Source organism: Paraburkholderia sp. J41, assembly GCF_905220235.1.
Classification (GTDB): domain Bacteria; phylum Pseudomonadota; class Gammaproteobacteria; order Burkholderiales; family Burkholderiaceae; genus Paraburkholderia.
Genome location: NZ_CAJMZE010000035.1, coordinates 1 through 25,504 on the forward strand (window position 1 = coordinate 1; position 25,504 = coordinate 25,504).

A 25,504-nucleotide genomic window follows, 5' to 3' on the forward strand; every position below is an offset into this window, starting at 1 on the left:
AGCCACGGCATGCCGTGGCTTTTCTTATTGCGAGGTCCGCTCAGGCGGCGCTTACCAGAGCTGCCACCACGACTTGTCTTCCTTGCCGGCGCGTGCGTGGCCCGTGATGTACGGGCTGTCCGGGAAGGTGGCGGCGAGCACGCGGCGCGTGTCGTCGGCGAGTTGCGGCTGGTCGAGCTTCTGGTACGAGAGCATCATGATGTGCAGCGCGTCTTCAATGGCCGGCGCGCTCTTGTACTGCGTGATGGCGAGCTGCGCGCGGTTGATGGCGGCGACATACGCGCCGCGGCGGTAGTAGTAGTCGGCCGCATGCACTTCGTGCGAAGCCAGCGCGTTGACGATGTAGCGCATGCGCTGCGCGGCGTCGGGCGCGTACTTGCTTTGCGGGTATCTGTCGACCACGACCTTGAATGCGTCATACGACTCGCGCAGCGACTTCGGATCGCGCTCGCTCATGTCCTGGCCGGAGAAGCGGCCGAACAGACCGAGGTCGTCGTTGAAGTGGATCATGCCCTTGAGGTAGTACGCGTAGGCGATGTCCGGGTGATCCGGGTGCAACTGGATGAAGCGGTTGATGGCCTGGTCGGCGGCGTCGTTCTCGCTGTCCTTCCAGTTGCAGTAGGCCACGTTGATTTGCGCCTGCTGCGCGAAGTGACCGAACGGATCGCGGCCTTCGAGCTGTTCGAAGTACTTCGCGCACTTGCCCCAGTCGCTGCCCGTAAGCGCGTCCTGGGCCTCCGTATATAATTTGTTGTTGTTCCACGTGGCCGTTTCGTCGGTTTTTTCCGGCAGGCCGTGGCAGGCCGCGACCACGGCGAGCGCGGCGCCGCAGGCGGCAACGCGAATGACGTTGCCAATCTTCGCGAGCAGCGTTGCCCGTTCGGCCGCTTTCGTCGTGTTTCGGGCCGCTGCATGTTGGGCCAGTTTCATAATCGTGTTCAAGGCTCGCATTTTTCAGTCCAGCTTCAGGTCCACAGGTGACCCAGACTCAATGACCCGTTCAGTTATTCCGGGGGCCGGCGCTCCCGGCGCCCAAAACAGCATCAGCGATTATAGCCTGGGCGATGCGCCCGAGGACGCAGCGTCCGGCGAGGCTTTCGACGACGAGCTTGCCGAGGAAGGCGCGGCGCCCGCGGGCCGCGCGCGCGGCGAGGAAAAGCCGCGCACCGTGCAGGTTCCCGACGCGCTCGCGGGCGATCGTCTCGACAAGGTGCTCGCCAAAGTGTTTCCGGAGTTTTCGCGCAGCCGCTTGCAGGGCTGGATCGAGGAGCAGCGCGTGCTCGTCGACGGCAAGCCCGCCAGGGTGCGCCAGCCGGTGCCGCTCGGCGCGACCATCGAACTCGTGCCCGATCTGCTGCCCGAGCAGCTTGCGTTCACGCCGGAGCCGGTGCCGCTCGACGTCGTCTACGAGGACGACGCCATTCTCGTCATCAACAAGCCCGCGGGCATCGTCGTGCATCCGGCGGCCGGCAACTGGAGCGGGACGATCCTCAACGGCCTGCTGCATCGCTACGGCGAAGCGGCGGCGGGGCTGCCGCGCGCCGGCATCGTGCATCGGCTCGACAAGGAAACTTCGGGGCTGATGGTGGTGGCGCGCACGCTCGAAGCGCAAACCGACCTCACGCGCCAGCTCCAGGCGCGCACGGTGAAACGCCGCTATCTCGCGCTCGTATGGGGCAGCATGCCCTACGAAGGCACGATCGACGCGCCGATCGGCCGCGATCCGCGCGAACGCACGCGCATGGCCGTGGTCAAGGGCGCCTCGGGCAAGCCCGCGCGCACGCATTATCGGCGTATCGACAAGACGATCTGGCATAACCAGCCCGTGAGCGCGATCCATTGCGATCTTGAAACCGGCCGCACGCATCAGATTCGCTTGCATTGTGCGCATATCGGTCATCCGCTGCTGGGCGATCCGGTGTACGGACACGCGCGCGGCAAGCGCTCGGTCGCGGCGCTGCCCGACGGTTTCGCGCGCCAGGCGCTGCATGCGTGGCGTCTTGGCCTCGTGCATCCGGTGACGGGACGCGACATGCAGTGGCGCGCCGACGTGCCCGACGACATGGACGCGCTAATCGCCGCGCTCGGCTTTGGCGCCGAAGAGGAAGCAGCGGGCTTCGCCGAGATGTTCGACAGCGCCTACACCGACGAAGGCTACGTGATCGGCAGCGATGACGAAGATTACGACGACGATGACGATGACGGCGATGACCAGCACGACGACGGCGGGGACGACGGCGACGGCGACGAACTCGACGGCGACGAGGACCGGAACCAGGACCGGGACGAGGACCGGAACGAGGGCGATGACGAGGACAAGCACGCATGACGACCTGCCCCGAACTGAGCCCGGCTGATCTCGTACTGCCCGCATGGCATGCGCTGCGCGTGCGCGCGCTCGTCACCACGCGCGACGGCGGCGTGAGCGAGCCGCCGTTCGGCCGCTGGCAGCCGGCGCAAGCCCAAAGCGGCGAAGGCGCGGCAGGCGGGGGCGTCGATCTGCCGGGCGGCCTCAATCTCGGCAAGCTGTCCGGCGACGACCCCGAGCGAGTCGAAGCCAATCGCGCGCGCCTCGCGGCCTGGACCGGCGTGCCGGCCGCATGGCTCAAGCAGATTCACGGCCCGCGCGTTGTCGACGCGGCGCAGGCGCTCGCCGCCGCGCGCGCGGGTTCGCCGCTCGAAGCCGACGCGAGCGTGACCGGCACGCCCGGCATCGCCTGCACGGTGATGATCGCCGACTGCATGCCGGTCCTCATTTGCGATGGCGCGGGCCGCGCGGTGGGCGCCGCGCACGCGGGCTGGCGCGGGCTGGCCGCGGGCGTGATCGAGCGCACGGCGGAGCAGGTGGCTGCGCTCGCCGGTTGCTCGATTGCCGATCTCAACGTGTTTCTCGGACCGGCGATCGGACCGGCGGCGTTCGAGGTGGGCGCGGACGTGCGCGACGCCTTCATGGCGCACGCGGGTCATCTCGACGATGCGCAGCAGGAGGCCACCTCGGCCGCTTTCGTGCCGCGTCCCGAGGCGAGCGGCAAGTTTCTCGCCGATCTTCCCGCGCTCGCGCGCTTGCGCCTCGCCGCGCTCGGCGTGCGACACGTGAGCGGCGGCGACCTGTGTACGGTCACGCTGCGCGAGCGCTTCTATTCGTATCGCCGCGACCGCGTGACCGGCCGCATGGCCGCGATGATCTGGATCGAACCCTGAACGACATGAATCGCGTATCGCCGTCATTGCGAAAAGTGCGGCGATGCAGCGATTTTCCCGGCTATTTTTGCTGCATTGCATCGAAGGCGCGCAATCGTAAAGCCAGAGAGTTTGTGATCGAAATGGACGACGCGCTCATTGCGCTGCAAGCGCTTGCCGCCATGATGCTTTTTTCACGCAAACCGATTCGCGCAAACGCGTCATGGCGATTAAAACGGCGATCACATCGGGAAAACGATAATTAAAAAAATATCGCAGTGCGGCAAAATCGGGCACAAGCATTGACACGCTTTGCAATGGGGAGCAAGAATGTCCTTCACCCACGGGACAGGTCGTGACTGGGCGCAACGCAGCAGCGCCCGGATGCGTACCACCTGCCTCTCAACCAGTCCACCAGGACACATCGGTCAAAAGCAGGCATGACGGCATCTCAACGTTCCACGACGGCCCCGGGCACGGGCGCTTCAACCGACGGTGCATCGAGCTTCACTTCCGGTTCCACTTCGCAATTTGCCCCTGACGCAGCAGGCATGCAGCAGTATCTGGACGCGTGGACCCACGCGTGGCGCAGCGCGCTGAATGCCGCGCAGCAATCGGGCGGCGCGGCGCAGCACGCGCCGCTCGGCGCTTTTCCGGGAAATTTCGCGAATCCCTGGCCCGGCGCGGGCAACGGCGCGGCCAATCCGTTTGCAGGTGCGAATCCGTTCGCAAGCGCGAATCCGTTTGCAGGCGCGAATCCGTTTGCCGCCGCAAATCCCTTCGGCGGCGCCAATCCGTTCAATGGGGCGAATGCCTTCGGCGGCGCCAATCCGCTCGCACAGGCCAATCCGTTCGGCGCAGGCAATCCGTTCGAGGGTTTCAAGCTGCCCACGGCGTCGATCGAACCCGCGCGCCTGCAACAGCTTCAGGCCGAATACTCGCGCGACGCCATGGAGTTGCTGCGCCAGGCCAGCGACACCGCGCCGAAGGCGCCCGAACTCAAGGATCGCCGCTTCAGTTCCGACGCGTGGAAGGCCACGCCCGCGTACGCGTTCACGGCCGCGTGGTATTTGCTGAACGCGCGCTATCTGCACGAACTCGTCGACGCCATCGAAACCGACGCGAAAACGCGCGAACGCATTCGCTTCGCCGTGCAGCAGTGGACGGCGGCGGCGTCGCCCAGCAACTTCCTCGCGCTCAATCCCGACGCGCAGAACGCCTTGCTCGAATCGCACGGCGAGAGCTTGCGCCAGGGCGTGATGAACCTGATCGGCGATCTGTCGCGCGGCAAGATTTCGCAGACGGACGAATCGCGCTTCGTGGTGGGCCGCAATCTCGCGAGCACCGAAGGCGCGGTCGTGTTCGAAAACGCGCTGTTTCAACTGATCCAGTACAAGCCGCGCACGGCGACCGTGCGCGAGCGGCCGCTTTTGATCGTGCCGCCGTGCATCAACAAGTTCTACATCCTCGATCTGCAACCCGAGAATTCGCTCGTCGCGTACGCGCTCGAACAGGGGCAGCAGGTGTTCCTCGTGTCGTGGCACAACGGCGACGCCTCGATCGCGGACAAAAGCTGGGACGACTACATCGAAGAAGGCGTATTGACCGCCATCGACACCACGCGAGCCATCAGCGGGCGCGAGCAGATCAACACGCTCGGCTTCTGCGTGGGCGGCACGCTGCTCGCCACGGCGCTTTCGGTGGCGGCCGCGCGCGGCGAGCATCCGGCTTCGTCGATGACGCTGCTGACCGCGATGCTCGACTTCTCCGACACGGGCGTGCTCGACGTGTTCGTCGACGAAGCACACGTGCAGATGCGCGAGCAAACCATCGGCGGCAAGGGCGGCGCGCCGGGCCTCATGCGCGGCGTCGAATTCGCGAATACGTTCTCGTTCCTGCGCCCGAACGATCTCGTCTGGAATTACGTCGTCGACAATTATCTGAAGGGCCGCACGCCCGCCGCGTTCGATCTGCTCTACTGGAACAGCGACTCCACCAGCCTGCCCGGCCCGATGTACGCGTGGTATCTGCGCAATACGTATCTGGAGAACAAGCTGCGCGAGCCGGGCGCGCTCAACGTGTGCGGCGAGGACGTGGATCTTTCGCGCATCGACGTGCCCACGTTCATCTACGGTTCGCGCGAGGATCACATCGTGCCGTGGCGCACGGCTTACGCTTCGGTGCCGCTGCTCTCGGGGCCGCTCAAGTTCGTGCTGGGCGCGTCGGGGCATATCGCGGGCGTGATCAATCCCGCGTCGAAGAACAAGCGCAGTTACTGGAGCGTCGAATCCGACGCGAAGCATTTGCCCGACGAGGCCGGCGACTGGCTCGCCGAAGCCGAGGAAAAGCCCGGCAGTTGGTGGCCCGCGTGGGCCGAATGGCTCGACCAGTACGGCGGCAAGAAAGTGAAGCCGCGTGCGCAGCTCGGCTCGGCGGAGTATCCCGAGATCGAAGCGGCGCCGGGGCGTTATGTGCAGCAGCGCGATTGATGCGATTGATGCGATTGATACGATCGGTGCGACTGTTGCGAACCGGATTGTTAACTCGAAGGGCGAGCGCTTCCCGCGCGTGCTAACCGCCCGAAGGAACTGAAAATGACTGACATTGTGATCGTTTCGGCTGCCCGCACCGCGGTCGGCAAATTCGGCGGCTCGCTCGCGAAGATTCCCGCGCCGGAGCTGGGCGCCATCGTCATCAAGGCAGCGCTGGAGCGCGCGGGCGTGAAGCCCGAGCAGGTCAGCGACGTCATCATGGGGCAGGTGCTCACGGCCGGGTCGGGGCAGAACGTGGCGCGCCAGGCGTCGATCAAGGCCGGCCTGCCCGTGGCCGTGCCCGCGATGACCATCAACAAGGTTTGCGGCTCGGGCCTGAAGGCCGTGATGCTCGCGGCCAACGCGATCATCGCCGGCGACTCGGAGATCGTGGTGGCGGGCGGCCAGGAAAACATGAGCGCGGCGCCGCACGTGCTGCCGGGCTCGCGCGACGGCTTTCGCATGGGCGACGCGAAGCTTGTCGACAGCATGATCGTCGATGGCCTGTGGGACGTGTATAACCAGTACCACATGGGCCAGACGGCCGAAAACGTCGCGAAGGAGTACGGCATTACGCGCGAGCAGCAGGACGCGTTCGCTGCGCTCTCGCAGAACAAGGCGGAAGCCGCGCAGAAGGCGGGACGTTTCGCCGACGAAATCGTGCCGGTGCAGATTCCGCAGCGCAAGGGCGACCCGCTTCTGTTCGATACCGACGAGTTCGTGCGCCACGGCGTGACGGCCGAATCGCTCGCGGGCCTGAAGCCGGCGTTCAACAAGGAAGGCACGGTGACGGCGGCCAACGCGTCGGGGCTCAACGACGGCGCGGCGGCGGTCGTGGTGATGTCGGCGAAAAAGGCCGAGGCTTTGGGCCTCACGCCGCTCGCGCGCATCAAGGCATACGCGAACGCGGGCGTCGACCCGAAGGTGATGGGCATCGGCCCGGTGCCGGCTTCGAAGCGTTGTCTCGAGCGCGCGGGTTGGTCGGCCGCCGATCTCGATCTCATGGAAATCAACGAGGCGTTTGCGGCGCAGGCACTGGCCGTGAATCAGCAGATGGGCTGGGACACGTCGAAGATCAACGTGAACGGCGGGGCGATAGCGATCGGTCATCCGATCGGCGCGTCGGGCTGCCGCATTCTGGTCACGCTGCTGCACGAGATGCAGCGCCGCGACGCGAAGCGCGGGCTGGCTTCGCTGTGCATCGGCGGCGGCATGGGCGTGGCGCTCGCGCTCGAGCGCGATTGAGCAGGCATCGAGCAAACTGGATGATGCGGTTAACGCCGAAGCGACCCGACCATGATCCGCATGGGTTCCGCTTCGGCGCGCGGTGCGCGACGTGATGTCCACGCGCGATCCGCGGGAGGGAAGACACCGGGAAGGGGCGAGGTCGGAGCGGCCGGCCCGTTGCACGGCGCCGGTCGAGGTTCGAGCGAGATCGGGGTAACGGGCGGTGCTCCCGCAAAACGATAATGGAGTGTGTTTTATGTCAGAGCGTGTTGCGTACGTAACGGGCGGGATGGGCGGCATCGGCACGGGCATTTGCCAGCGCCTCGCGAAGCAGGGTTTCAAGGTGGTCGCGGGCTGCGGCCCGAATTCGCCGCGCCGCACGAAGTGGCTCGAAGACCAGAAGGCGCTGGGCTTCGACTTCGTGGCCTCCGAAGGCAACGTGGGCGATTGGGATTCGACGCGCCAGGCGTTCGACAAGATCAAGGCCGAGGTCGGCGAAGTGGACGTGCTCGTGAACAACGCGGGCATCACGCGCGACGTGGTGTTTCGCAAGATGACGCGAGAGGACTGGACGGCCGTCATCGACACGAATCTCACCAGCCTCTTCAACGTGACGAAGCAGGTGATCGACGGCATGGTGGAGCGCGGCTGGGGCCGCATCATCAACATCTCGTCGGTGAACGGCCAGAAAGGGCAGTTCGGGCAAACCAACTATTCCACGGCCAAGGCCGGCATCCACGGTTTCACGATGGCGCTGGCGCAGGAAGTGGCAACCAAGGGTGTGACCGTCAACACGGTGTCGCCGGGTTATATCGGCACGGACATGGTGAAGTCGATCCGCCCCGACGTGCTGGAAAAGATCGTCGCGACGATTCCCGTGCGCCGGTTGGGCGCGCCCGAGGAAATCGCCTCGATCGTCGCGTGGCTCGCCTCCGAAGAGTCGGGTTTCGCAACCGGTGCTGACTTCTCGCTGAACGGCGGGTTGCACATGGGCTGATCCTCGCTGCCGCGCGTCATACAGGGGGCGCGGCGCGGGGATCGAGGACGGCAGCAGGCCTGTTTGCTCACCGGGGCAGGCCGCTGCCGGGCTAGACCGGCGCGGGGGCAATGGCCTTCGCGCGTTGGCGCTAACAAGGGCGACACATGACGACTACAAAGAAAACCGCCGAACGACTCATCAAGAAGTATCCGAACCGTCGGCTGTACGACACGGAGACAAGCACCTACATCACGTTGACCGACGTGAAGCAGCTCGTGCTGGATCAGGAGGAGTTCAAGGTCATCGACGCGAAGTCGAACGAGGATCTCACGCGCAGCATCCTGTTGCAGATCATCCTCGAAGAAGAGAGCGGCGGCCTGCCGATGTTCTCGTCGCCGATGTTGTCGCAGATCATTCGCTTCTACGGCCATGCGATGCAGGGCATGATGGGCACTTACCTGGAAAAGAACATCCAGGCGTTCATCGACATCCAGAACAAGCTCGCGGATCAATCGAAGGGCCTTTACGAAGGCAACGCGATGAACCCCGAGGTCTGGTCGCAGTTCATGAACATGCAGGCGCCGATGATGCAGGGCATGATGACGAGCTACATCGAGCAGTCGAAGAACATGTTCGTGCAGATGCAGGAGCAGATGCAGAATCAGGCGAAGAACATGTTCAGCAGCTTCCCGTTCAAGCCCGTGACGCCGGGCGCGGCGGCAGCGCCGCAAGGCGCGCCCGAGGGCGGCGAGGAAGAAAAGAAGTAAAGGCGAGGCGCGGGGCCGAGCCGGACCGGATGCACCCGGCCAGCCGATGGGGCGCCGCGCTTTTGCCGCTTTTAGACGGTGTATTCGGTGAGTTCGGCGTATTAGAGCGGGCTGGCTAGCTGAAAGAGCGAGCTGAAAGCGAGCTGCTTGCTCGGGAGCCGTCTTGCTCAGGCGCCCTGCAATTCGCGCAACACTTCCGGGTGCATGACGGCCACGCGTAACAGCGTTTGCGCGGCACCCGTCGGCTGACGCCGGCCTTGCTCCCAGTCCTGCAACGTGCGCGTGGAAACGCCGAGCAACGCCGCAAAGACGCTTTGCGAAACGCCCACCTTGGCTCGCGCGAGCGCGGCGGCCGTGGGCTCGACGCGCGTGATGCGCGCCGCACGGCCGGTTTTCATCTCTTGCACCGACTTGAGCAGGTCGGCTTGAAACTGTTCCATTTCCTTATCCACGTTCCACCTCTTCGCGCAGCCGGTTGAGAAAAGCCGCCGGTAAGTCGTCGAACTTCGCTTTCGCGTAGACGATCAGCAGCCAGATACAGCCGTTGTCGAGCACGTTGTAGTAAATCACGCGCGCGCCGCCTCGTTTGCCGAAGCCGAAACGCCGCCATCGCACCTTGCGCAGCCCGCCCGTGCCGGGAATGACGTCGCCGGCGAACGGATTGTCGGCGAGCCATGTGATGAAGGCCTCGCGCTCGGTGTCACGCCAGACTTCGGTGACGTAGCGCTGAAACGTTTCGGTTTCGATGATCGTTAGCATGAGGCGCGTGGTTTGATTATACGGCGGTGCCGTGGTTAAGGGGGCGGGAGGGAAGCGAACGGTTGATGGCGATCAAACCGCATCCGACCCTCCATGCCTTCGATGCTAACCAGTGGCAGCGCGCCGCTCCATACGCCGAACGGGTAAAATGGCGGATTGGCAAGATTCTCGCGCGGCGCAACGACCGCCTGCGCCCCACACCCGGACGTACACGTGAAAAACCCTGTTGAATCAACGATCTCCCGCAATCCCGCTCCGCGCGTCGGCATGGTGTCGCTAGGCTGCCCGAAGGCGCTCGTCGACTCCGAGCAAATCATTACCCAGCTCCGCGCCGAGGGTTACGAGATCTCGGGGTCGTACGACGGCGCGGATCTCGTGGTGGTCAACACCTGCGGCTTTATCGACGAAGCCGTGCAGGAAAGCCTCGACGCCATCGGCGAGGCGCTGTCGGAAAACGGCAAGGTGATCGTCACCGGCTGTCTCGGCAAAAAGGCGAGCGCGAGCGGCTCGAACCTGATCGAGGAAGTGCATCCGAAGGTGCTCGCCGTGACAGGTCCGCACGCCGTGGGCGAAGTGATGCAGGCGGTACACAGCCATCTGCCGAAGCCGCACGATCCCTTCGTCGACCTCGTGCCGGCCGCGGGCATCAAGCTCACGCCGCGCCATTACGCGTATCTCAAGATTTCCGAAGGCTGCAACCACCGTTGCACCTTCTGCATCATCCCGTCGATGCGCGGCGATCTCGTTTCGCGCCCCGTTGCGGAAGTCATGCTCGAAGCGGAAAACCTCTTCAAGTCGGGCGTGAAGGAATTGCTCGTGATCTCGCAGGACACCAGCGCGTACGGCGTGGACGTGAAGTACCGCACCGGTTTCTGGAACGGCAAGCCGATCAAGACGCGCATGACCGATCTTGTCGGCGCGCTCGGCGAACTCGCGGCGCAGTACGGCGCGTGGGTGCGTCTGCATTACGTGTATCCGTATCCGAGCGTGGACGAGGTCATTCCGATGATGGCCGAAGGTCCGTTCAAGGGCCACGTGCTGCCGTATCTCGACGTGCCGTTCCAGCATGCTCACCCCGAAGTGCTCAAGCGCATGAAGCGCCCCGCGAACGCCGAAAAGGTGATGGAGCGCGTGAAGGCATGGCGCGAAATCTGCCCCGATCTCACGATCCGCAGCACCTTCATCGCGGGCTTTCCCGGTGAAACGGAGGAGCAGTTCGAAACGCTGCTCGATTTCATTCGCGAGGCCGAACTCGATCGCGTGGGCTGCTTCGCCTATTCGCCGGTCGAAGGCGCGACGGCCAACGAACTCGACGGCGCGCTGCCCGACGAAGTGCGCGAGGAGCGCCGCGCGCGTTTCATGCAGGTGGCCGAGGAAGTCTCGGCGAAGCGCATCCAGCGCAAGGTCGGCAAGACGCTCAAGGTGCTGATCGACGAAATCAACGTCGACGGCGGCATCGGACGCACGGCGGCGGACGCGCCCGAGATCGACGGCGTGGTCTACGTCGCGCCCGCGGCAAAGGCGTCGAAACGCTATAAGGTCGGCGACTTCGTCTCCGTAAGGATCTCGGGCGCGGACGGCCACGATCTCTGGGGCGAGGTCTGAGCGCATGACGCGTCCCGCACCGCAGGTTCTCGCGCTTGGCGAGGCGATGGTCGAATTCAACCAGGCCACGCCGGGCCGCCCCGAATATCTGCAAGGTTTTGGCGGCGACACGTCGAATTTCGCCATCGCGGCGTCGCGTCAGGGCGCGCATGCGGGCTTCGTTTCCGCCGTCGGCGACGATCATTTCGGGCGTTTGCTGCTCGATCTGTGGACGCGCGAAGGCGTCGATACCACGTCCGTGCGTGTCGATGCCACGGCGCCCACGGGCGTCTATTTCGTTTCGCACGGCGTGGCCGGCCACGCCTTCGACTATCTGCGCAAAGGCTCGGCCGCGAGCCGCGTCACGCCGCGCGATTTGCCGCTCGATGCCATCGCCGCCGCGCGCGTGCTGCACCTCTCGGGCATCAGCGTGGCGATCGGCGACAGCGCCTGCGACGCCGCGCTCGCGGCCGTCGAGCACGCGCGCGCGAACGGCGTGCGTGTGAGTTTCGACACCAATCTGCGGCTCAAACTCTGGCCGCTCGCCCGGGCGCGCGCCGTGATGAACGAAGTGCTGCGCATGACCGACATCTGCCTGCCGAGCTGGGACGACGTGGCTGTGCTGACGGGGCTCGACGACCGCGACGCCATCGTCGATTACCTGCTCGCGCACGGTTCGCGCGTGGTCGCGTTGAAGCTCGGCAAAGACGGCGCGTACGTCGCCACGCCGCAAGAGCGCCGCGTCGTGCCGGGCCGCGTGGTCGCCGCCGTGGACGCCACGGGCGCGGGCGACTGTTTCGGCGGCGCGTTCGTCGCGCGTCTCGCCGCCGGCGACGATCCGTTCGCCGCCGCGCATTACGCGAACGCGGCCGCCGCGCTGTCCACGCTCGGTTATGGCGCGGTCGCGCCCATTCCGTATCGCGAGGACGTCGAGCGTTTCATGGCGGGCACGCTCTGAGCGCGGCCGGACGCACGTTTTATCGCAAGCACAACGAATCAATCATCAGAGAGACGAGGAGCAAGACGATGCAACGCGAAGTGGTGGTGGCAGCGGGTGTGCGCACGGCGATCGGCGATTTCGGCGGCAGTCTCAAGGATTTTTCGCCGACCGAACTCGGCGCGCGCGTGGTGCGCGAAGTGCTTTCGCGCGCGAGCGTCGAAGGCGATGCGGTCGGCCATGTGGTGTTCGGCAACGTCGTGCACACCGAGCCGAAAGACATGTATCTCGCACGCGTGGCGGCGCTCGACGGCGGCGTTGCGCAGCACGCGCCCGCGCTCACCGTGAACCGCCTGTGCGGCTCGGGCTTGCAGGCGATCGTCTCGGCCGCGCAAACCATCTTGCTCGGCGACGCGGACATCGCCATCGGCGGCGGCGCGGAAAACATGAGCCGCGCGCCGTACACCATGCCGGCCGCGCGCTTCGGCCAGCGCATGGGCGACGCGCCGCTCGTCGACATGATGCTCGGCGCGCTTCACGACCCGTTCCAGAAAATCCATATGGGCGTGACGGCCGAAAACGTCGCGAAGAAGTTCGGCATCACGCGCGAGGCGCAGGACGCACTGGCGCTCGAATCGCATCGCCGTGCCGCGCGCGCGATCGCCGAAGGCCGCTTCAAGGCGCAGATCCTGCCGGTCGCGATCAAGTCGAAGAAGGGCGAAACGTTGTTCGACACCGACGAGCACGTGCGCCACGATGCCGGCGCCGACGACTTCTCGAAGCTCCGGCCCGTGTTCGCGAAGGAAAACGGCACGGTCACGGCGGGCAACGCCTCGGGCATCAACGACGCGGCCGCCGCCGTGCTGCTGATGAGCGCCGAAACGGCGCGCGCGCGTGGCGTCAAACCGCTCGCGCGGCTCGTATCGTACGCGCACGCGGGCGTCGATCCGGCGTACATGGGCATCGGTCCGGTGCCGGCCACGCAGAAGGCGCTGGCGCGCGCGGGCATCGCGGTCGCCGACCTCGACGTGATCGAAGCGAACGAAGCGTTCGCGGCGCAGGCGTGCGCGGTCACGCAGGAACTCGGGCTCGATCCGGCCAAGGTCAATCCGAACGGCTCGGGCATCTCGCTGGGCCATCCGATCGGCGCAACGGGCGCGCTCATCACCGTGAAGGCGCTTTACGAACTCCAGCGCGTGGGCGGTCGATACGCACTCGTGACGATGTGCATCGGCGGCGGGCAGGGCATCGCGGCCGTGTTCGAGCGCATCTGACGCGCGCCGCGCCGCGCAATCAAGGGAAATACGCCAATGGAAGTCACAATGCCAACGCAACGGTCGCCGCGCGGCGCGATCGTCTCCTGTCTTGTGCCGATGATCGCCGCGGCCGCGCTCGCGTGCGCGTTGCCGCTCGCCGCGCACGCCCAGGCGCCGGGCGTGGATTCGTCGGCTTCGTCGGTGGTGTTGCCGCTCAAGCCGAATCCGCAGTTCGCGAATTTTCCGGCTTACTCGGGCACGCTCGGCAACCGCAAGATCGTCCTGCGCCTGGGCGCCAGGAACGACAAGGACGATGCGGGCGGCGTGCATGGCGAATACCAGTTCGCGGACACGGGCGAGGTCGTGCTGATCGCGGGCGACCGCGACGGCACCACGCTCGAAGCCGAGGATTCGCACGACGGCACGCAGATCGCCGGCAACTGGGTCGGCACGTTCGCCGACGACGGCTCGCTCTCCGGCGACCGCATGGACCCCGACGATTCGCACCCGGTCCCGTTCGACCTGAAGCCGCTCGCCGCGGGCTCGACGCCCACGGCCGCGCCGCAACCGCCCGTGCCCGCGTCGGCGCCCAACGCGGGGCAGGCCGTCAACGGCGTGAACAACCTCATCATCGGCAAGTGACACGCCGCGCGGGCGCGCGTTGGCGCCCGCCAGTGTTACGCTGTCGCACTCTGCTGCTTCGTTTAGCCTTCGCTCTCACATGAAGAAATCCGACTCCAGCCGCGCGCTGCAAACGCGCATCCTGCATCCGCAGGACGATCTCACGTCCGGCTTCGAATCGTTCGCCGCGCCCGTCACGCGCGCCTCGACCGTGGTGTTCCCGAATCTCGCCGCCGTGCGCGCGCTCGACTGGCGCAACGACGCGCAGTGGCGCTACGGCCTGCACGCCACGCCCACTTCCACCATGCTGCAAAAGCGCCTCGCCGAGATCGAAGGCGGCGAGTACGCGCTGCTGCAACCGTCGGGGCTGTCGGCCATCTCGAACGTCTATTTCGGCGTCGTGAAGTCCGGCGACGACGTGCTGATTCCCGACAACGTGTATTCGCCGAATCGCGATCACGGCGACTGGCTCGCGCGCGATTTCGGCGTCACGGTGCGCTATTACGATCCGATGATCGGTGCGGGCATCGCCGATCTGATCCAGCCGGACACGAAGCTGATCTGGCTCGAAGCGCCCGGCTCGGTGACGATGGAAGTCCCCGACGTGCGCGCGATCACGGCGGCGGCGCGCGCGCGCAACGTGCTCACGGCAATCGACAATACGTGGTCGGCGGGGCTGGCGTTCAAGCCGTTCGAGCACGGCATCGACATCTCGGTGCAGGCGCTCACGAAGTACCAGTCGGGCGGCAGCGACGTGCTGATGGGCGCGACCATCACCGCCGACCGCGATCTGTATCTGCGGCTCAAGGCCGCGCGCATGCGTTTGGGCATCGGCGTTTCGGCGGACGATTGCGCGCTCGTGCTGCGCGGCTTGCCGAGCATGAAGGTGCGCTTCGAGGCGCACGACCGCAGCGCGCTCGCGCTCGCGGGCTGGCTCAAGACGCGCCCCGAGATCGCGGCGGTGCTGCATCCCGCATTCGCCGATTGCCCCGGCCACGCGTTCTACGAACGCGACTTCACGGGCGCGGGCGGTTTGTTTTCGGTGGTGTTCGACGAGCGCTACAGCGCGGCGCAGATCGACGCGTTCTGCGAATCGCTCGAACTCTTCGCGCTCGGCTGGAGCTGGGGCGGCGCGCATAGTCTCGCGATGCCGTACGACGTCGCGTCGATGCGCACGGCGGGCGACTGGCCGCATCGCGGCACGCTGGTGCGCTTTTACGTCGGTCTCGAGGAAGAAGCCGATTTGCGCGCCGATATCGAACGCGCGCTCGCAAAGCTTGGCGCCTGAGTTTGTGCCGCCCGAGTTACGTCGCTCGCGTTACGTCACATGACGTGCGCCGCATGAGGTACGCGGCGTAACGCAGCCCGCCGCGCTCGACGCGGAAAATAACAAGGCCGCTCGCGTCACGAACGCGAGCGGCCTTTTTCCTGCGCGCGAAAATCAGAACAGCCGCAGCAAGCCGTCGAGCCCGACGAAGTTGAACGCCACGCTCGCCGCTTCGCGCACCACCGGCTTCGCGCGGAACGCCACCGACAAGCCCGCCACGCCCATCATCTTCAGATCGTTCGAGCCGTCGCCCATTGCAATCGCGCGGCTTGGCTCGATGCCGATCTGCGCGCAGGTTTCGGCGAGCGTGCGCGCTTTCACGTCGGCGTTGACGATTTCGCCCGTCACGCGGCCCGTGAGCTTGCCGTCGACGATTTCGAGCGTGTTCGCGCGCGTGTAATCAAGGCCGAGGCGCGCCTTCAGGCGCTCGGTGAAGAACGTGAAGCCGCCCGACACGAGCAGCGTTTTCAGGCCCGCCGCTTTCGCGCCCGCCAGCATCGTTTCGGCGCCCGGCGAAAGCCGGAGCCGCTCCTCGTACACACGCTCCAACGCGCCGGCGTCGAGACCTTCGAGCAGCGCCACGCGGCGCGTGAGGCTTTCGTTGAAGTCCTTGATCTCGCCGCGCATCGACGCTTCGGTGATCGCCGCGACTTCGGCCTTGAGCCCGCAAAAATCGGCGATTTCGTCGATGCACTCGATCGTGATGAGCGTCGAGTCCATGTCCATCGCCACGAGACCGAAGTCGCCGAGCGCGCGGCCCGCTTCGACGAACGCGTAGTCGAGTTCGTGCGTACCGCAGTAGACGTCGAGATCGCCGCGCTGCGCCGATTCGGCATTCTCGATGCGCAGCGCGTGGGCGTCTGTCGGCGTCAGGCGGCTGCCGCGCGCGAGGGCGAGCAGCGGCTTGTGATGGACGGGATCGAGCGGAGCGGGACTCTGGATGACGAGATTCATGGCGGAACGCCGGCGCCGGCGGGCGGCGGCGAGGAAGTGGGTGAAGGGCGTGCGGCGCCGCGCCGGTGCGCGACAAAGCCCGTTATTGTAACTGCCTCGCGCGCGCTGCGGGCCGGGCGCAAAAGCCGGCCGCGCGTCGCGGGGCGCGGTTTGTGCGCTGCGCTGCGTGTTGCGGCGCGGCGCGATTCGTTGCCACCGAGCGGCCGTTGCATTGGTGTTACGTCGCTATTTTCAAAAATCAGCGATAAATGTTTAGTCGATTGCATGGCTTTTCGCGACGAATCGCGCGGTCTACCATCGTTTCAAAGGCGTGCGATGCGCCCTGCGAATCTCAATCCCGAAACCGGAGCCCGAAATGAAAGCCGTTGCCCTCACGCGTTATCTCCCGATCGACCATCCCGAGTCGCTGATCGACGTCGACTTGCCCAAGCCCGCGCCCGCCGGCCGCGACCTTCTCGTGAAGGTCGAGGCGATCTCGGTGAATCCCGTCGATTACAAGGTGCGCGCGCCGAAGGACAAGATCGAGAGCGCGCCGCGCGTGCTCGGTTGGGACGCGGCGGGCGTGGTGGAAGCGGTCGGCCCCGAAGTGACGCTGTTTCGCCCCGGCGACGCCGTGTACTACGCGGGCGACATCACGCGCCCCGGCTCGAACAGCGAGTATCAGCTCGTGGACGAGCGCATCGTGGGCCGCAAGCCCGCCTCGTTCGACTTCGCGCATGCGGCCGCGCTGCCGCTCACCGCGATTACCGCCTGGGAAGCGTTGTTCGCACGCCTGAACGTTTCCCCGCAAGGCGCCGACGCGGGCAAGTCGGTGCTGATTTTCGGCGGCGCGGGCGGCGTGGGCTCGATCGGGATCCAGCTTGCCAGGCAGCTTGCGCAGCTCACCGTGATCGCCACGGCGTCGCGGCCGGAATCGGCGAAGTGGGCGCAATCGCTCGGCGCCGATCACGTGGTCGATCACTACGGCGACATTCCCGAGCAACTGAAGGCGATCGGCATCGACAGCGTGGATTACGTGCTGATTTTCAACGACACCGACGCGAACTTCCCGGCTGCGGCGGAAGTCGTCAAGCCGCAGGGCGGCATTGCCACCATCGTCGAAAACGACAAGCCGGTTCCCGTCGAGCTGCTCAAGGCGAAAAGCGCGGCGCTGCACTGGGAATTCATGTTCACGCGCTCGATGTTCAAGACGCCCGACATGATCGAGCAGCACAAGCTGCTTACCGAAGTGGCGCGGCTCGTGGACGCGGGCACGCTGCGCACGACCGTGGGCGAAGTGCTCGGCCCGATCAACGCGGCCAACGTGCGGCGCGCGCATCGGATGCTCGAAGAGGGGCGCGCAATCGGCAAGCTCGTGCTCGCCGGTTTCTGACGCCGCGCAAAGGATGACGTGCGAAGGATGACGTGCAAAGCGCGCGAGCGGGCGCGCATGCCGCGGCGCGGCAGGACGCGGTCAGCCGATGTCGAATTGACGGCGAATGCGCGATGGATGAACGCCGGCTTGCGGCCAGCAATTTGCCCGCGCTGGCAAGCGGGACAATACCTGGTCCGCGCGATGCAAGCGCTCGGCGCAAGTCGGCGCGCGGCGCGCTAGACTGCTAGGAGATCATCCGCCGCACGAGGGCGCGGGCGTGGCTGCTGCACGCCTGCGGCAAGACGCCAACGCCCATGCGCGCGGCCGTTCCCGCCAGGAGGTGACGCATGCCTTGCCGCAGCTCCCGCCACACTCGCCGCTCTCGCTGCATTCGCGCGGCGCTCGTCCAGTCCGTCCTCGCCGTCTCTTGCTCGATCGCGTTGCCCGTCTTCGCCGCCCCGCCGATCAAGGTGACATCGAAGGCCGCCACCGACGGACCGATCCGCTATACGGTGAAGGTCGCGTCGAAGCAGTTCGGCAACGCGCAGGAAACGCGCACGCTGCGCTCGGGCGACACCGACGACTTCACCTGGCGCACGACGCCGCCCGGCGGCGCGGTGGCCACGCCGCAAGGCTGCCCGGACTACGCGTCGCTGCCGCTGGATGCCAATGGCGCGATGGTGCGGCAAACTCAGGTGCGCCTCGCGCCGATCGTGGCCGGCGACGGCACCGCGACCGTGCAGGTGAGCTTTCGCGCGCAGACGCCGCACGGCACGCAGTCGGTGTCGAACAACGGCTCGGCGCTCACGTGCCCGGCCGTGATCGCGCATAGCGAGGTCACGCGTCTGACGATGCCCACCAACGGCACCGCCAAAACGCTCACGCTCAGCGACGGCACGCAGATCACGATCTCGGCGCAGCGCTGACGCGTTGCGCGAGCGGTGGCGAGAACGGCCGTCTCGCGCGGCGCGAACAGGCAGCGCGAGGTTGCCGCGCCCTGGCGAATTCGGCGGCTTGCGTGCGGAAAGACAAAAGACGCGAAGATCAGGCGCCTTTGCCGCGTTCGAGCAGCCGCGCCGCGAGAAAGCGGTGCTCCGGCGAAAAAAGCCGTCGATAGGCGAGCAGCACGGCGCCCACGGTGCCGAGCGCCGAAGCGGCCGCGATCAGGAACATGATGACGATCTGGTAGCGCACGGCCTGCAACGGCGACTGCCCCGCGAGCACCTGGCCCGTCATCATGCCGGGCAGGCTCACCACGCCCACCACGGCCATCTGGTTCAGCGTGGGAATCATGCCCGCGCGCACGGCTTCGCGCGCGCTGGCCTGCGCGGCTTCCCAGCGTGTTGCGCCGAGCGCCAGCGCGCTTTCGACGCGATCGCGCCGCGCCGTCAATTCCTGCATCATGCGTTCGACGCCCAGCGACACGCCCGTGAGCGTGTTGCCGAGAATCATGCCGAGAATCGGAATCGCGTATTGCGGCTCGTACCACGGCCGGATGCGGATCACGACGAACAGCCCGATCGCCGCGACGAGCCACGCGCTCGCCCAGATCGACGCGATGCTGTCCGCGCGTTGGCCGAAATAGGTGCGCGCGCCGCGTTGCGCGCCCGCGAAACCGGCGATCAGCGTCATCAGCGCCATGAGCGGCAACACCACGTACCAGCGGTTGAACGCGAATACCCAGCCGAGCACGTAGCCGATCGCGAGCAGTTGCACGACGGTGCGCACGGCCGCCCACGCGAGCTTGCGTTCGAGGTCGAGCTTGAGCAGCACCGAAACCGCGCCGTTCACGAACACCAGCAGCGCGGCGATGGCGACGTCGCCGAGCGAGAGGTCTTGCAGCACGCCCGCGTTCATGACACCGCTCCCGCAGACGCCGCGGCGGTTTCGTCGAGCACGCCCGCGCGCATCGTCAGATGCCGGTTGCCCACGCGCGCCGCTTGAGCCGGGTCGTGCGACACCCACACGGTCGCGCGCGCCGTGCTCGCGCGGGCGAACCAGTCGCCGACGAGCGATTCGACCGCGCGTGCCGATTCGGGATCGAGCGACGCCGTGGGTTCGTCGAGCAGCAACGCTTCGGGATCGAGCTGGAGCACCCGCACGAGCGCGACGATCTGCGCTTCGCCGCCCGACAGTTCGCTCGCGGCGCGCGCGAAGAAGTCGTCGCCGCGTCCGGCCGCCGCGAACAGCGTGCGCGCGCGCCCGGCGTCGAAGCGTTCGCCGCGATAGACGGCGAGCGTGTACGGATAACGCAAATTGTCCTCGACGCTGCCGTCGAGCAGCGCGGGCCGCTGCCGCAAATAGGCGATATGCCGCCGGTATTGCACGATTCGCGCGCGCGCGACGGCCTCGCCGTGCCAGCGCACCTCGCCGCCGTCGAGCGGATCGAGCAGCGCGAGCGCACGCAGAAACACGCTCTTGCCGGAACCGGAAGGGCCGGTCAGCACGGCGCGCTCGCCCGCGCTCAGGGTGAAATCAGTGGGCGCGAGCAGCGTCTGGCCGCGTTGTGCATCGCGGCGAGCCAACTGGCGCGCTTCGACGAGCGGCGCGCGAGGGGTATCAGGGGAGAAAGCCAACGGTGAGCGCTCTTGATGATCGCGCCGGACGCTTGGCGCGAGGTTTGCAAACGAATTGGGTATTCTCGCGCATCGAATGCACGCGGGACAGGGCGGCGGCCAATTACCGGGCACGCTGACTGCTCGCAATTTTTTTCGCAATCCAGCCGAAACAACAACGCATAAGGGAGCGCGTATGTCGTCACCGCAACCCAAAGCCCGCGGCCTCGGTCGCACGTTCGCCAAAATCATCGCATGGCTCGTCCTGATTGTCGTCGTGCTGATCGTTGCACTGGTCGTTTTCATCGTCACGTTTGACTGGAATCGCGCCAAGCCTTACGTGAACGAGAAAGTGAGCGAGGCAATCGGGCGGCAATTCGCCATCGAAGGCGATCTCAAGGTGGGTTGGCGCCGGCCGCCGGGCGAAACGGGCTGGCGCGCGTGGGTGCCCTGGCCGCGCTTTTCGGCGACGAACATCCAGGTCGCGAATCCCGACTGGGCCAAGGCGCCGCATTTCGCCACGCTCGACGAAATCGATTTCGAAGTGGCGGTGCTGCCGCTGCTCGCGCGCGACATCGTGATTCCGGCGATCAACCTCGTGAACCCGGCCGTCGATATCGAACGGCTGACCGACGGCCGCAACAACTACACGTTCAAGCTGCCCGCGTCCAGCGGACCTTCCACGTGGAAGCTCGATCTGCACGACATCACGTTTTCGAGCGGCAATATCGGCGTGAGCGACCAGAAAACCAAAACCGACGTGAAGATCGTCGTCAATCTGCTCGGCCACGGCATTCCCATCGGCAAGGTGATGGCGCAGCAGGAAACGGCATCGCGGCAGAATTCGGCGCAGGTGGTCGGGCGTTCGGGCGCGAACCGGCTCGCGCAGCAAGCCGAGCGTGTGCAGGCCTCCGAAGCCGCGGCGGCGAGCGCCGCGAGCGCGGCCAGCGCGGCCAGCGCGGCCAGCGAGGCGGCGCTTGCGAGCGGAGCCAGCGGCGCGGCGGCGGCCAGCGGCGCCTCTTCGGGCATGGCGTCGCGGCTTGCGGCGATCGGCGCGAGTTCGGCGAGCACGGCAAACGCGAACTCCGGCGGGCTTACCACCGAACCGTTCTACGCGATCGGCTGGACCGTGAAGGGCACCTACAACAAGACGCCGGTTTCGGGCGACGGCAAGCTGGGCGGCATTCTCGCGCTCCAGGACTCGAAGCGGCCGTTCCCGGTGCAGGCCGACGTGCGCGCGGGCGACATGCACATCGCGCTCGTGGGCACCGTCACCGATCCGGCGAACCTTGCCGCCGTCGACCTGCGCCTCTGGCTCCAGGGGCAAAGCATGGCGCATCTTTACAACCTGACCGGCGTGACGCTGCCCGAAACGCCGCCGTATGCCACCGAAGGGCACTTTGTCGGCCAGTTCAGGAAAGGCGCGAGCGTGTTCCGCTACGAAAACTTCACGGGGCGCGTGGGCGGCAGCGACCTGAACGGCACGCTGGTGTATCGGCAACGCACGCCGCGACCGCTCCTGAGCGGCACGCTGGTCTCGAACCTGCTGCAATTCTCGGATCTCGGGCCGATCATCGGCGCGGACAGCAACGCGAGCAAGGCCAAGCGCGGCGACACGAGCAAGCAGCCGTCCGACCGCGTGATTCCCGTGGAGCCGTTCAAGACCGACCGCTGGAGCGCCATCGACGCCGACGTGAAGTTCACCGGCCGCCGCATCATCAAGCAGGGCAGTCTGCCGATCCAGGATCTGTACACGCACCTGACGATGACGAACGGCGTGCTCGTGCTCGAGCCGCTTCAGTTCGGCGTGGCCGGCGGCACGCTGGCCACGCGTCTCACGCTCGACGGCAGCACGACGCCGCTCAAGGCGCACGGCACGGCCGAGGCGCGGCATCTGAAGCTCAAGCAATTGTTCCCGAGCTTCAAGACGATGCAGTCGGCGCTGGGCGAAGTCAACGGCGACGCCTCGCTCTCGGCGACGGGCAATTCGCCGGCGGCGCTCGCGTCCACGTCGAACGGCGAGGTGAAGGCGCTCGTCACGCAGGGCGAAGTCAGCCGCTTGCTGATGGAAGCGGCGGGGCTGAACGTGGCGAACGTCGTCTACGAAAAGCTGTTCGGCAATCGCGACGTGAAGATCAACTGCGCGGCCGCCGATTTCATCGCGACCAACGGCGTGATTCAGCCGCGCGTGTTCGCGCTCGACACCGACGACGCCGTGATCGACATCGACGGTCCGATCAATCTGCGCGACGAGTCGATGGACATGAAGGTTCACCCGCACACCAAGGGCTTCCGCGTGTTCTCGCTGCGCTCGCCGCTCTACGTGAAGGGCACGTTCAAGAATCCGCACGTGGGCGTGGATGTCGCGGCTCTCGCGCTGCGCGGCGGCGCGGCCGTGGGGCTCGGGCTCATCAATCCGTTCGCCGCGTTGATTCCGCTCATCGCGCCGAGCAACAACAAGCCGCTGCCGTGCGATGCGCTGTTCGCGCAGATGCAGAAGCAGCCGGTCGCGCCGCCGCCGGGGCAGAAGATGCGCGCGCCCGCGGGCGCGTCGATGCCGGCGGCGGACGCTTCGCCCGCCGCCGACAGCAAGAAGAAAGCCGCGCCGCAGCGCACGCAGCCCACGCAAACCGGGCCTGCCACGCCCGCGAATTCCAACAGTCTCTACAAGGGAAGTTGAGCCGCGCGGATTGAGATGTCAAAAACGAAACGCCGGGTTTCATTCGACCCGGCGTTTTCGTTTTGTCTGGAGGAAGCGATGCATGAGCGTGGCGCGCGGGGAAGCGCGATGATTCGTTAGTTCACCCAACGTTAGCTCATCCAACGTTAGTTCAGCGGCCGGCTGCGGCTTTTCCCGCCCGCGCCGCTTTAACGCAGCGAACGCGGTGCGGTGTCCCCGGCGGCGTCTTGCCCGCGCGTCACGCGCCGCGATGCAAGACCCGGCCGCGCTGCGCCGAATTCGTTGAGGATGCGCCCGCGCGCTCGGCTCGCGAAGACGAGAAAGCCGAAGGCGTCGGCCTCGTACCAGTAGCCGCCGTTTTCGAGCCCTTCGATCGGCTGTTCGAGCGCGTGCGCGATCGACTCGATGCAGCGTTTGCGCAATTCGGCGGTTGCCAGATAAGGCGGTTGCGCGCCGCGCATGCTGCACAGAAGCACGTCGAGACCGGGCAGCACGTGCGCGTACAGCACCGGCTCGTCCTGCGCCCGGGCGCGCGCGATTTTCGTGTCGAGCTGACCGAACGGCTTGAAGTGGTTGAGCACGGCGAGAAATGACTCGTCGCCATCTGCCTTGATGCGTTTGCGCTTTTTCGGGAAGGACATAAAAATTCGCCTGAAAAAGGTGGATTGCAAAACACTCAGCGTTCCCATGCGACCACTCCCGGACTGGTGCGCCGCACGTCGATCCTTTATAGCATAAGGATTTGCGGGTTTCACGCGAAGTGGAATAGGGACGGCTTCGAAGGCGCCGCATGGCGCTCCGCTGCCAAAATGCCCCTGTTCGACCGCCTGTTCAAACCGCTCATCCAATGCGGGGATCGCACGCCGCGCTCGTGTAGGTATCCCGGCGCTCTTCGCTTGTCTCCAGTCTCAATAATAGACCTGACCGTAAGCGTAGTGTGATCATTCGCTGTAAAAAAACCGGTTTTCCGCGAGATAGCGCGCGCCGTGCCGCATGCGTTGTCATCCTGAAATGGGTCGCGGATAATAATTGGCGCTCCCGCGCGGGCGGTCCGCCCGATTCGCCACTCGACCACACCACGATGAAACTGTTCGCCAAGGGGCTTCTGCTGATCGCCGTACCGAGCGTTATCGAACTGGCGCTGCTCGGCGTCGTGTTCGACGCGCAAGGCAAGGCCGAACGCGCCGCGCAACAGGCCGAGAGCAGCCAGCAGATTCTCTGGCAAGCCACGAGCCTCCTCGATCCGCTGCTGCGCGAGGCGGCGCGCGTGCGTACCGCCATCGTGCTCGACGACGCGTCGTTCATCGACCGGCGCGCCGTCTGGACCGAATTTTCCGATCGCATCGACTTGCTCGCGCGCATGGTCGCGGCCAACGCGCCGCAACGCGAGCGCGTCGAACGCATGCGCGAGGCCGCTTATGCGTGGCGCAAGCAGGCGGGCGATATCGCCGATGCGCTGCGCATGGGGCGCGGTGCGACTTTCGCGCGCGCGGCCGGCGACGGTTTGCCGCCCGAGATCGGCACCGTGCGCGGCGTGCTCGGCGAATTCATCGAACAGGAGTCGCGGCTCGACGAAGCGCGCCTCGCCTCGCTGCGCGAGACGCGCAAGCGGCAGCGGGACGCGCTGATCGTCGCCGTGGTCGGCTCGATGCTGATCTGGGCGTTCACGGCGATGGCATTCGCGCGCAACGTGGGCGCGCGCCTCGCGGCGCTCGGCGCCAACGCCGACCGGCTGGGCGTGGGCGCGGCGCTCGCGCCGCCGCTGGGCGGCGACGACGAGATCGCGGCGCTCGATGCGGTGCTGCACCAGACGAGCGCGCGGCTGCGCGTGGCGGAGCGCGAGCAGGCCGCGCTCAAGGCGCAGTTGCAGGCGCGCGCCACCGATCTCGCGCGCGCCAACGACTACCTGCGCCAGGAGACGCAGGACAACGAAATGTTCATCTACAGCGTGTCTCACGATCTGCGCTCGCCGCTCGTGAACCTGCAAGGTTTTTCGAAGGAACTCGACGTGTCGTGCGCCAACTTGCGCAAGCAGGTCGATGCGGCCGGTTTGCCCGCGCCCGAACATCGCGCGATGACCGTCGTGCTCGACAACGACGTCGACGAATCGCTGCAATTCCTGCGCCATGCGGTCACGCGCGCGGCGGCGATCATCGACGCGTTGCTGCGCATTTCGCGCGCCGGTCGGCTCGAATACCGCTGGCAGCGCGTAAACGTCGCGCGCGTGGTCGAACGCGTGCTGGGCGGATTGAGCGCGCCGCTGGTGGGCGCCGCGCGCATCGACGTGGGCGAATTGCCGAGCGCATGGGGCGACCCCGGCGCGCTCGAGCAGATTTTCGGCAGCCTCATCGACAACGCGCTTCGGCACCTCGATCCGGCGCGGCCGGGCCGTGTCGAGATCGGCGCCGTCGCGGCGCACGAACCGCCCGCCGAAGCGGCCAAAGCAGCGTTGCCGGGCGCGGCCGTCAGCGCCGAAAAAGCGCCCACGGAGCGCACGCGGACTTACTATGTGCGCGACAATGGCGTCGGGATTCATGAGGCGTACCTGCCCAAGCTCTTTCGCGCGTTTCAGCGGCTGCACGGCGGCGAGTCGGCGGGGCAGGGAACCGGCCTCGCGCTCGCGCGGCGCGTCGTGGAGCGGCACGGCGGGCGCATCTGGGTCGAATCGGTGGAGGGCGCGGGATCGACGTTTTTCGTCGCGCTGCCCGACCAGCCGATGCGCCCGGTTTGAGGCGGTTTGCAGCAAGATCGTGGATTTCGAACCGGCCAATCGGCAAAGAGACAACCGCCTCG

The 25,504-nt window shown here is 66.4% G+C and carries 24 protein-coding genes; 16 read left to right on the forward strand and 8 right to left on the reverse strand.

Annotation, left to right across the window (positions count from 1 at the left end):
• Positions 1 to 51: 51 nt before the first annotated feature.
• Positions 52 to 951 (reverse strand): outer membrane protein assembly factor BamD, encoded by a 900-nt coding sequence (locus U5805_RS26255; RefSeq protein ID WP_415914671.1) that lies wholly within the window; start codon positions 949 to 951, stop codon positions 52 to 54.
• A 40-nt stretch (positions 952 to 991) separates the two neighbouring features.
• On the opposite strand from U5805_RS26255, the gene U5805_RS26260 reads away from it, so the two are divergent.
• Together U5805_RS26260 and pgeF are read left to right on the forward strand one after the other, a co-directional pair.
• A complete protein-coding gene (locus U5805_RS26260) occupies positions 992 to 2,329 on the forward strand; it encodes an RluA family pseudouridine synthase (protein ID WP_322106437.1) in 1,338 nt (445 codons plus the stop codon).
• Positions 2,326 to 3,201 carry a peptidoglycan editing factor PgeF gene (pgeF, locus tag U5805_RS26265; protein WP_322106438.1) on the forward strand — a complete coding sequence of 292 codons (876 nt, stop codon included), beginning with the start codon at positions 2,326 to 2,328 and terminating at the stop codon, positions 3,199 to 3,201. Before U5805_RS26260 ends, pgeF begins: the two co-directional genes overlap by 4 nt.
• Positions 3,202 to 3,336: 135 nt before the next feature.
• Here the strand turns inward: pgeF and U5805_RS26270 are convergent, their stop codons facing one another.
• Entirely contained in the window at positions 3,337 to 3,483 is a 147-nt protein-coding gene (locus U5805_RS26270; protein ID WP_322106439.1) for a hypothetical protein, read from the reverse strand.
• Positions 3,484 to 3,731: 248 nt separating this feature from the next.
• Between U5805_RS26270 and phaC the strand changes: the two genes are divergently transcribed.
• The 4 genes from phaC to phaR all read left to right on the forward strand — a co-directional run bounded on the left by phaC (position 3,732) and on the right by phaR (position 8,684).
• On the forward strand, positions 3,732 to 5,669 hold the full coding sequence (phaC, locus tag U5805_RS26275; RefSeq protein ID WP_322106440.1) for a class I poly(R)-hydroxyalkanoic acid synthase: 1,938 nt from the start codon (positions 3,732 to 3,734) through the stop codon (positions 5,667 to 5,669).
• Positions 5,670 to 5,774: 105 nt separating this feature from the next.
• The gene (locus tag U5805_RS26280; RefSeq protein ID WP_322106441.1) at positions 5,775 to 6,956 is read left to right on the forward strand and encodes an acetyl-CoA C-acetyltransferase; all 1,182 of its coding nucleotides are present in this window, start codon (positions 5,775 to 5,777) and stop codon (positions 6,954 to 6,956) included.
• Between the two features lie 238 nt (positions 6,957 to 7,194).
• Positions 7,195 to 7,935, forward strand: coding sequence for a 3-ketoacyl-ACP reductase (locus U5805_RS26285; protein WP_322106442.1), 741 nt, complete (start codon positions 7,195 to 7,197; stop codon positions 7,933 to 7,935).
• A 146-nt stretch (positions 7,936 to 8,081) separates the two neighbouring features.
• Positions 8,082 to 8,684, forward strand: a complete 603-nt coding sequence (phaR, locus tag U5805_RS26290) for a polyhydroxyalkanoate synthesis repressor PhaR (protein WP_322106443.1) — start codon at positions 8,082 to 8,084, stop codon at positions 8,682 to 8,684.
• 167 nt (positions 8,685 to 8,851) lie between these two features.
• Here phaR and U5805_RS26295 read toward each other — a convergent pair whose 3' ends face one another.
• A complete protein-coding gene (locus U5805_RS26295) occupies positions 8,852 to 9,136 on the reverse strand; it encodes a helix-turn-helix domain-containing protein (RefSeq protein ID WP_322106444.1) in 285 nt (94 codons plus the stop codon).
• Positions 9,129 to 9,443 carry a transcriptional regulator gene (locus U5805_RS26300; protein WP_322106445.1) on the reverse strand — a complete coding sequence of 105 codons (315 nt, stop codon included), beginning with the start codon at positions 9,441 to 9,443 and terminating at the stop codon, positions 9,129 to 9,131. Before U5805_RS26300 ends, U5805_RS26295 begins: the two co-directional genes overlap by 8 nt.
• Before the next feature lie 65 nt (positions 9,444 to 9,508).
• On the opposite strand from U5805_RS26300, the gene U5805_RS26305 reads away from it, so the two are divergent.
• The 6 genes from U5805_RS26305 to U5805_RS26330 all read left to right on the forward strand — a co-directional run bounded on the left by U5805_RS26305 (position 9,509) and on the right by U5805_RS26330 (position 15,129).
• Complete coding sequence (locus U5805_RS26305) at positions 9,509 to 9,673, forward strand: hypothetical protein (RefSeq protein WP_322106446.1); 165 nt, start codon at positions 9,509 to 9,511, stop codon at positions 9,671 to 9,673.
• A 37-nt stretch (positions 9,674 to 9,710) separates the two neighbouring features.
• A complete protein-coding gene (rimO, locus tag U5805_RS26310; protein ID WP_322106486.1) occupies positions 9,711 to 11,048 on the forward strand; it encodes a 30S ribosomal protein S12 methylthiotransferase RimO in 1,338 nt (445 codons plus the stop codon).
• Positions 11,049 to 11,052: 4 nt separating this feature from the next.
• Positions 11,053 to 11,985: a sugar kinase gene (locus U5805_RS26315; RefSeq protein WP_322106447.1), complete on the forward strand. Its 933-nt coding sequence runs from the start codon at positions 11,053 to 11,055 to the stop codon at positions 11,983 to 11,985.
• Between the two features lie 68 nt (positions 11,986 to 12,053).
• On the forward strand, positions 12,054 to 13,238 hold the full coding sequence (gene bktB, locus U5805_RS26320) for a beta-ketothiolase BktB (protein WP_322106448.1): 1,185 nt from the start codon (positions 12,054 to 12,056) through the stop codon (positions 13,236 to 13,238).
• A gap of 48 nt (positions 13,239 to 13,286) precedes the next feature.
• Positions 13,287 to 13,862 carry a hypothetical protein gene (locus tag U5805_RS26325; protein ID WP_322106449.1) on the forward strand — a complete coding sequence of 192 codons (576 nt, stop codon included), beginning with the start codon at positions 13,287 to 13,289 and terminating at the stop codon, positions 13,860 to 13,862.
• A 79-nt stretch (positions 13,863 to 13,941) separates the two neighbouring features.
• Positions 13,942 to 15,129, forward strand: a complete 1,188-nt coding sequence (locus U5805_RS26330) for a cystathionine beta-lyase (RefSeq protein ID WP_322106450.1) — start codon at positions 13,942 to 13,944, stop codon at positions 15,127 to 15,129.
• A gap of 153 nt (positions 15,130 to 15,282) precedes the next feature.
• Here the strand turns inward: U5805_RS26330 and serB are convergent, their stop codons facing one another.
• Positions 15,283 to 16,122 carry a phosphoserine phosphatase SerB gene (gene serB / locus U5805_RS26335; RefSeq protein WP_322106451.1) on the reverse strand — a complete coding sequence of 280 codons (840 nt, stop codon included), beginning with the start codon at positions 16,120 to 16,122 and terminating at the stop codon, positions 15,283 to 15,285.
• Positions 16,123 to 16,477: 355 nt separating this feature from the next.
• Here serB and U5805_RS26340 point away from each other — a divergent pair, with 355 nt between their 5' ends.
• Together U5805_RS26340 and U5805_RS26345 are read left to right on the forward strand one after the other, a co-directional pair.
• Positions 16,478 to 17,494 carry a zinc-binding alcohol dehydrogenase family protein gene (locus U5805_RS26340; protein WP_322106452.1) on the forward strand — a complete coding sequence of 339 codons (1,017 nt, stop codon included), beginning with the start codon at positions 16,478 to 16,480 and terminating at the stop codon, positions 17,492 to 17,494.
• A gap of 329 nt (positions 17,495 to 17,823) precedes the next feature.
• The gene (locus tag U5805_RS26345) at positions 17,824 to 18,402 is read left to right on the forward strand and encodes a DUF6013 family protein (protein ID WP_322106453.1); all 579 of its coding nucleotides are present in this window, start codon (positions 17,824 to 17,826) and stop codon (positions 18,400 to 18,402) included.
• 118 nt (positions 18,403 to 18,520) lie between these two features.
• On the opposite strand, the gene U5805_RS26350 is transcribed toward U5805_RS26345, so the two are convergent.
• Positions 18,521 to 19,333 carry an ABC transporter permease gene (locus U5805_RS26350; RefSeq protein ID WP_322106454.1) on the reverse strand — a complete coding sequence of 271 codons (813 nt, stop codon included), beginning with the start codon at positions 19,331 to 19,333 and terminating at the stop codon, positions 18,521 to 18,523.
• Positions 19,330 to 20,052, reverse strand: coding sequence for an ATP-binding cassette domain-containing protein (locus U5805_RS26355; RefSeq protein WP_322106455.1), 723 nt, complete (start codon positions 20,050 to 20,052; stop codon positions 19,330 to 19,332). Before U5805_RS26355 ends, U5805_RS26350 begins: the two co-directional genes overlap by 4 nt.
• Before the next feature lie 175 nt (positions 20,053 to 20,227).
• Between U5805_RS26355 and U5805_RS26360 the strand changes: the two genes are divergently transcribed.
• Positions 20,228 to 22,711, forward strand: a complete 2,484-nt coding sequence (locus U5805_RS26360; protein ID WP_322106456.1) for an AsmA family protein — start codon at positions 20,228 to 20,230, stop codon at positions 22,709 to 22,711.
• 188 nt (positions 22,712 to 22,899) lie between these two features.
• On the opposite strand, the gene U5805_RS26365 is transcribed toward U5805_RS26360, so the two are convergent.
• Complete coding sequence (locus tag U5805_RS26365) at positions 22,900 to 23,400, reverse strand: hypothetical protein (protein WP_322106487.1); 501 nt, start codon at positions 23,398 to 23,400, stop codon at positions 22,900 to 22,902.
• 392 nt (positions 23,401 to 23,792) lie between these two features.
• Between U5805_RS26365 and U5805_RS26370 the strand changes: the two genes are divergently transcribed.
• Positions 23,793 to 25,442 (forward strand): sensor histidine kinase, encoded by a 1,650-nt coding sequence (locus U5805_RS26370; protein ID WP_322106457.1) that lies wholly within the window; start codon positions 23,793 to 23,795, stop codon positions 25,440 to 25,442.
• Positions 25,443 to 25,504: the final 62 nt, after the last annotated feature.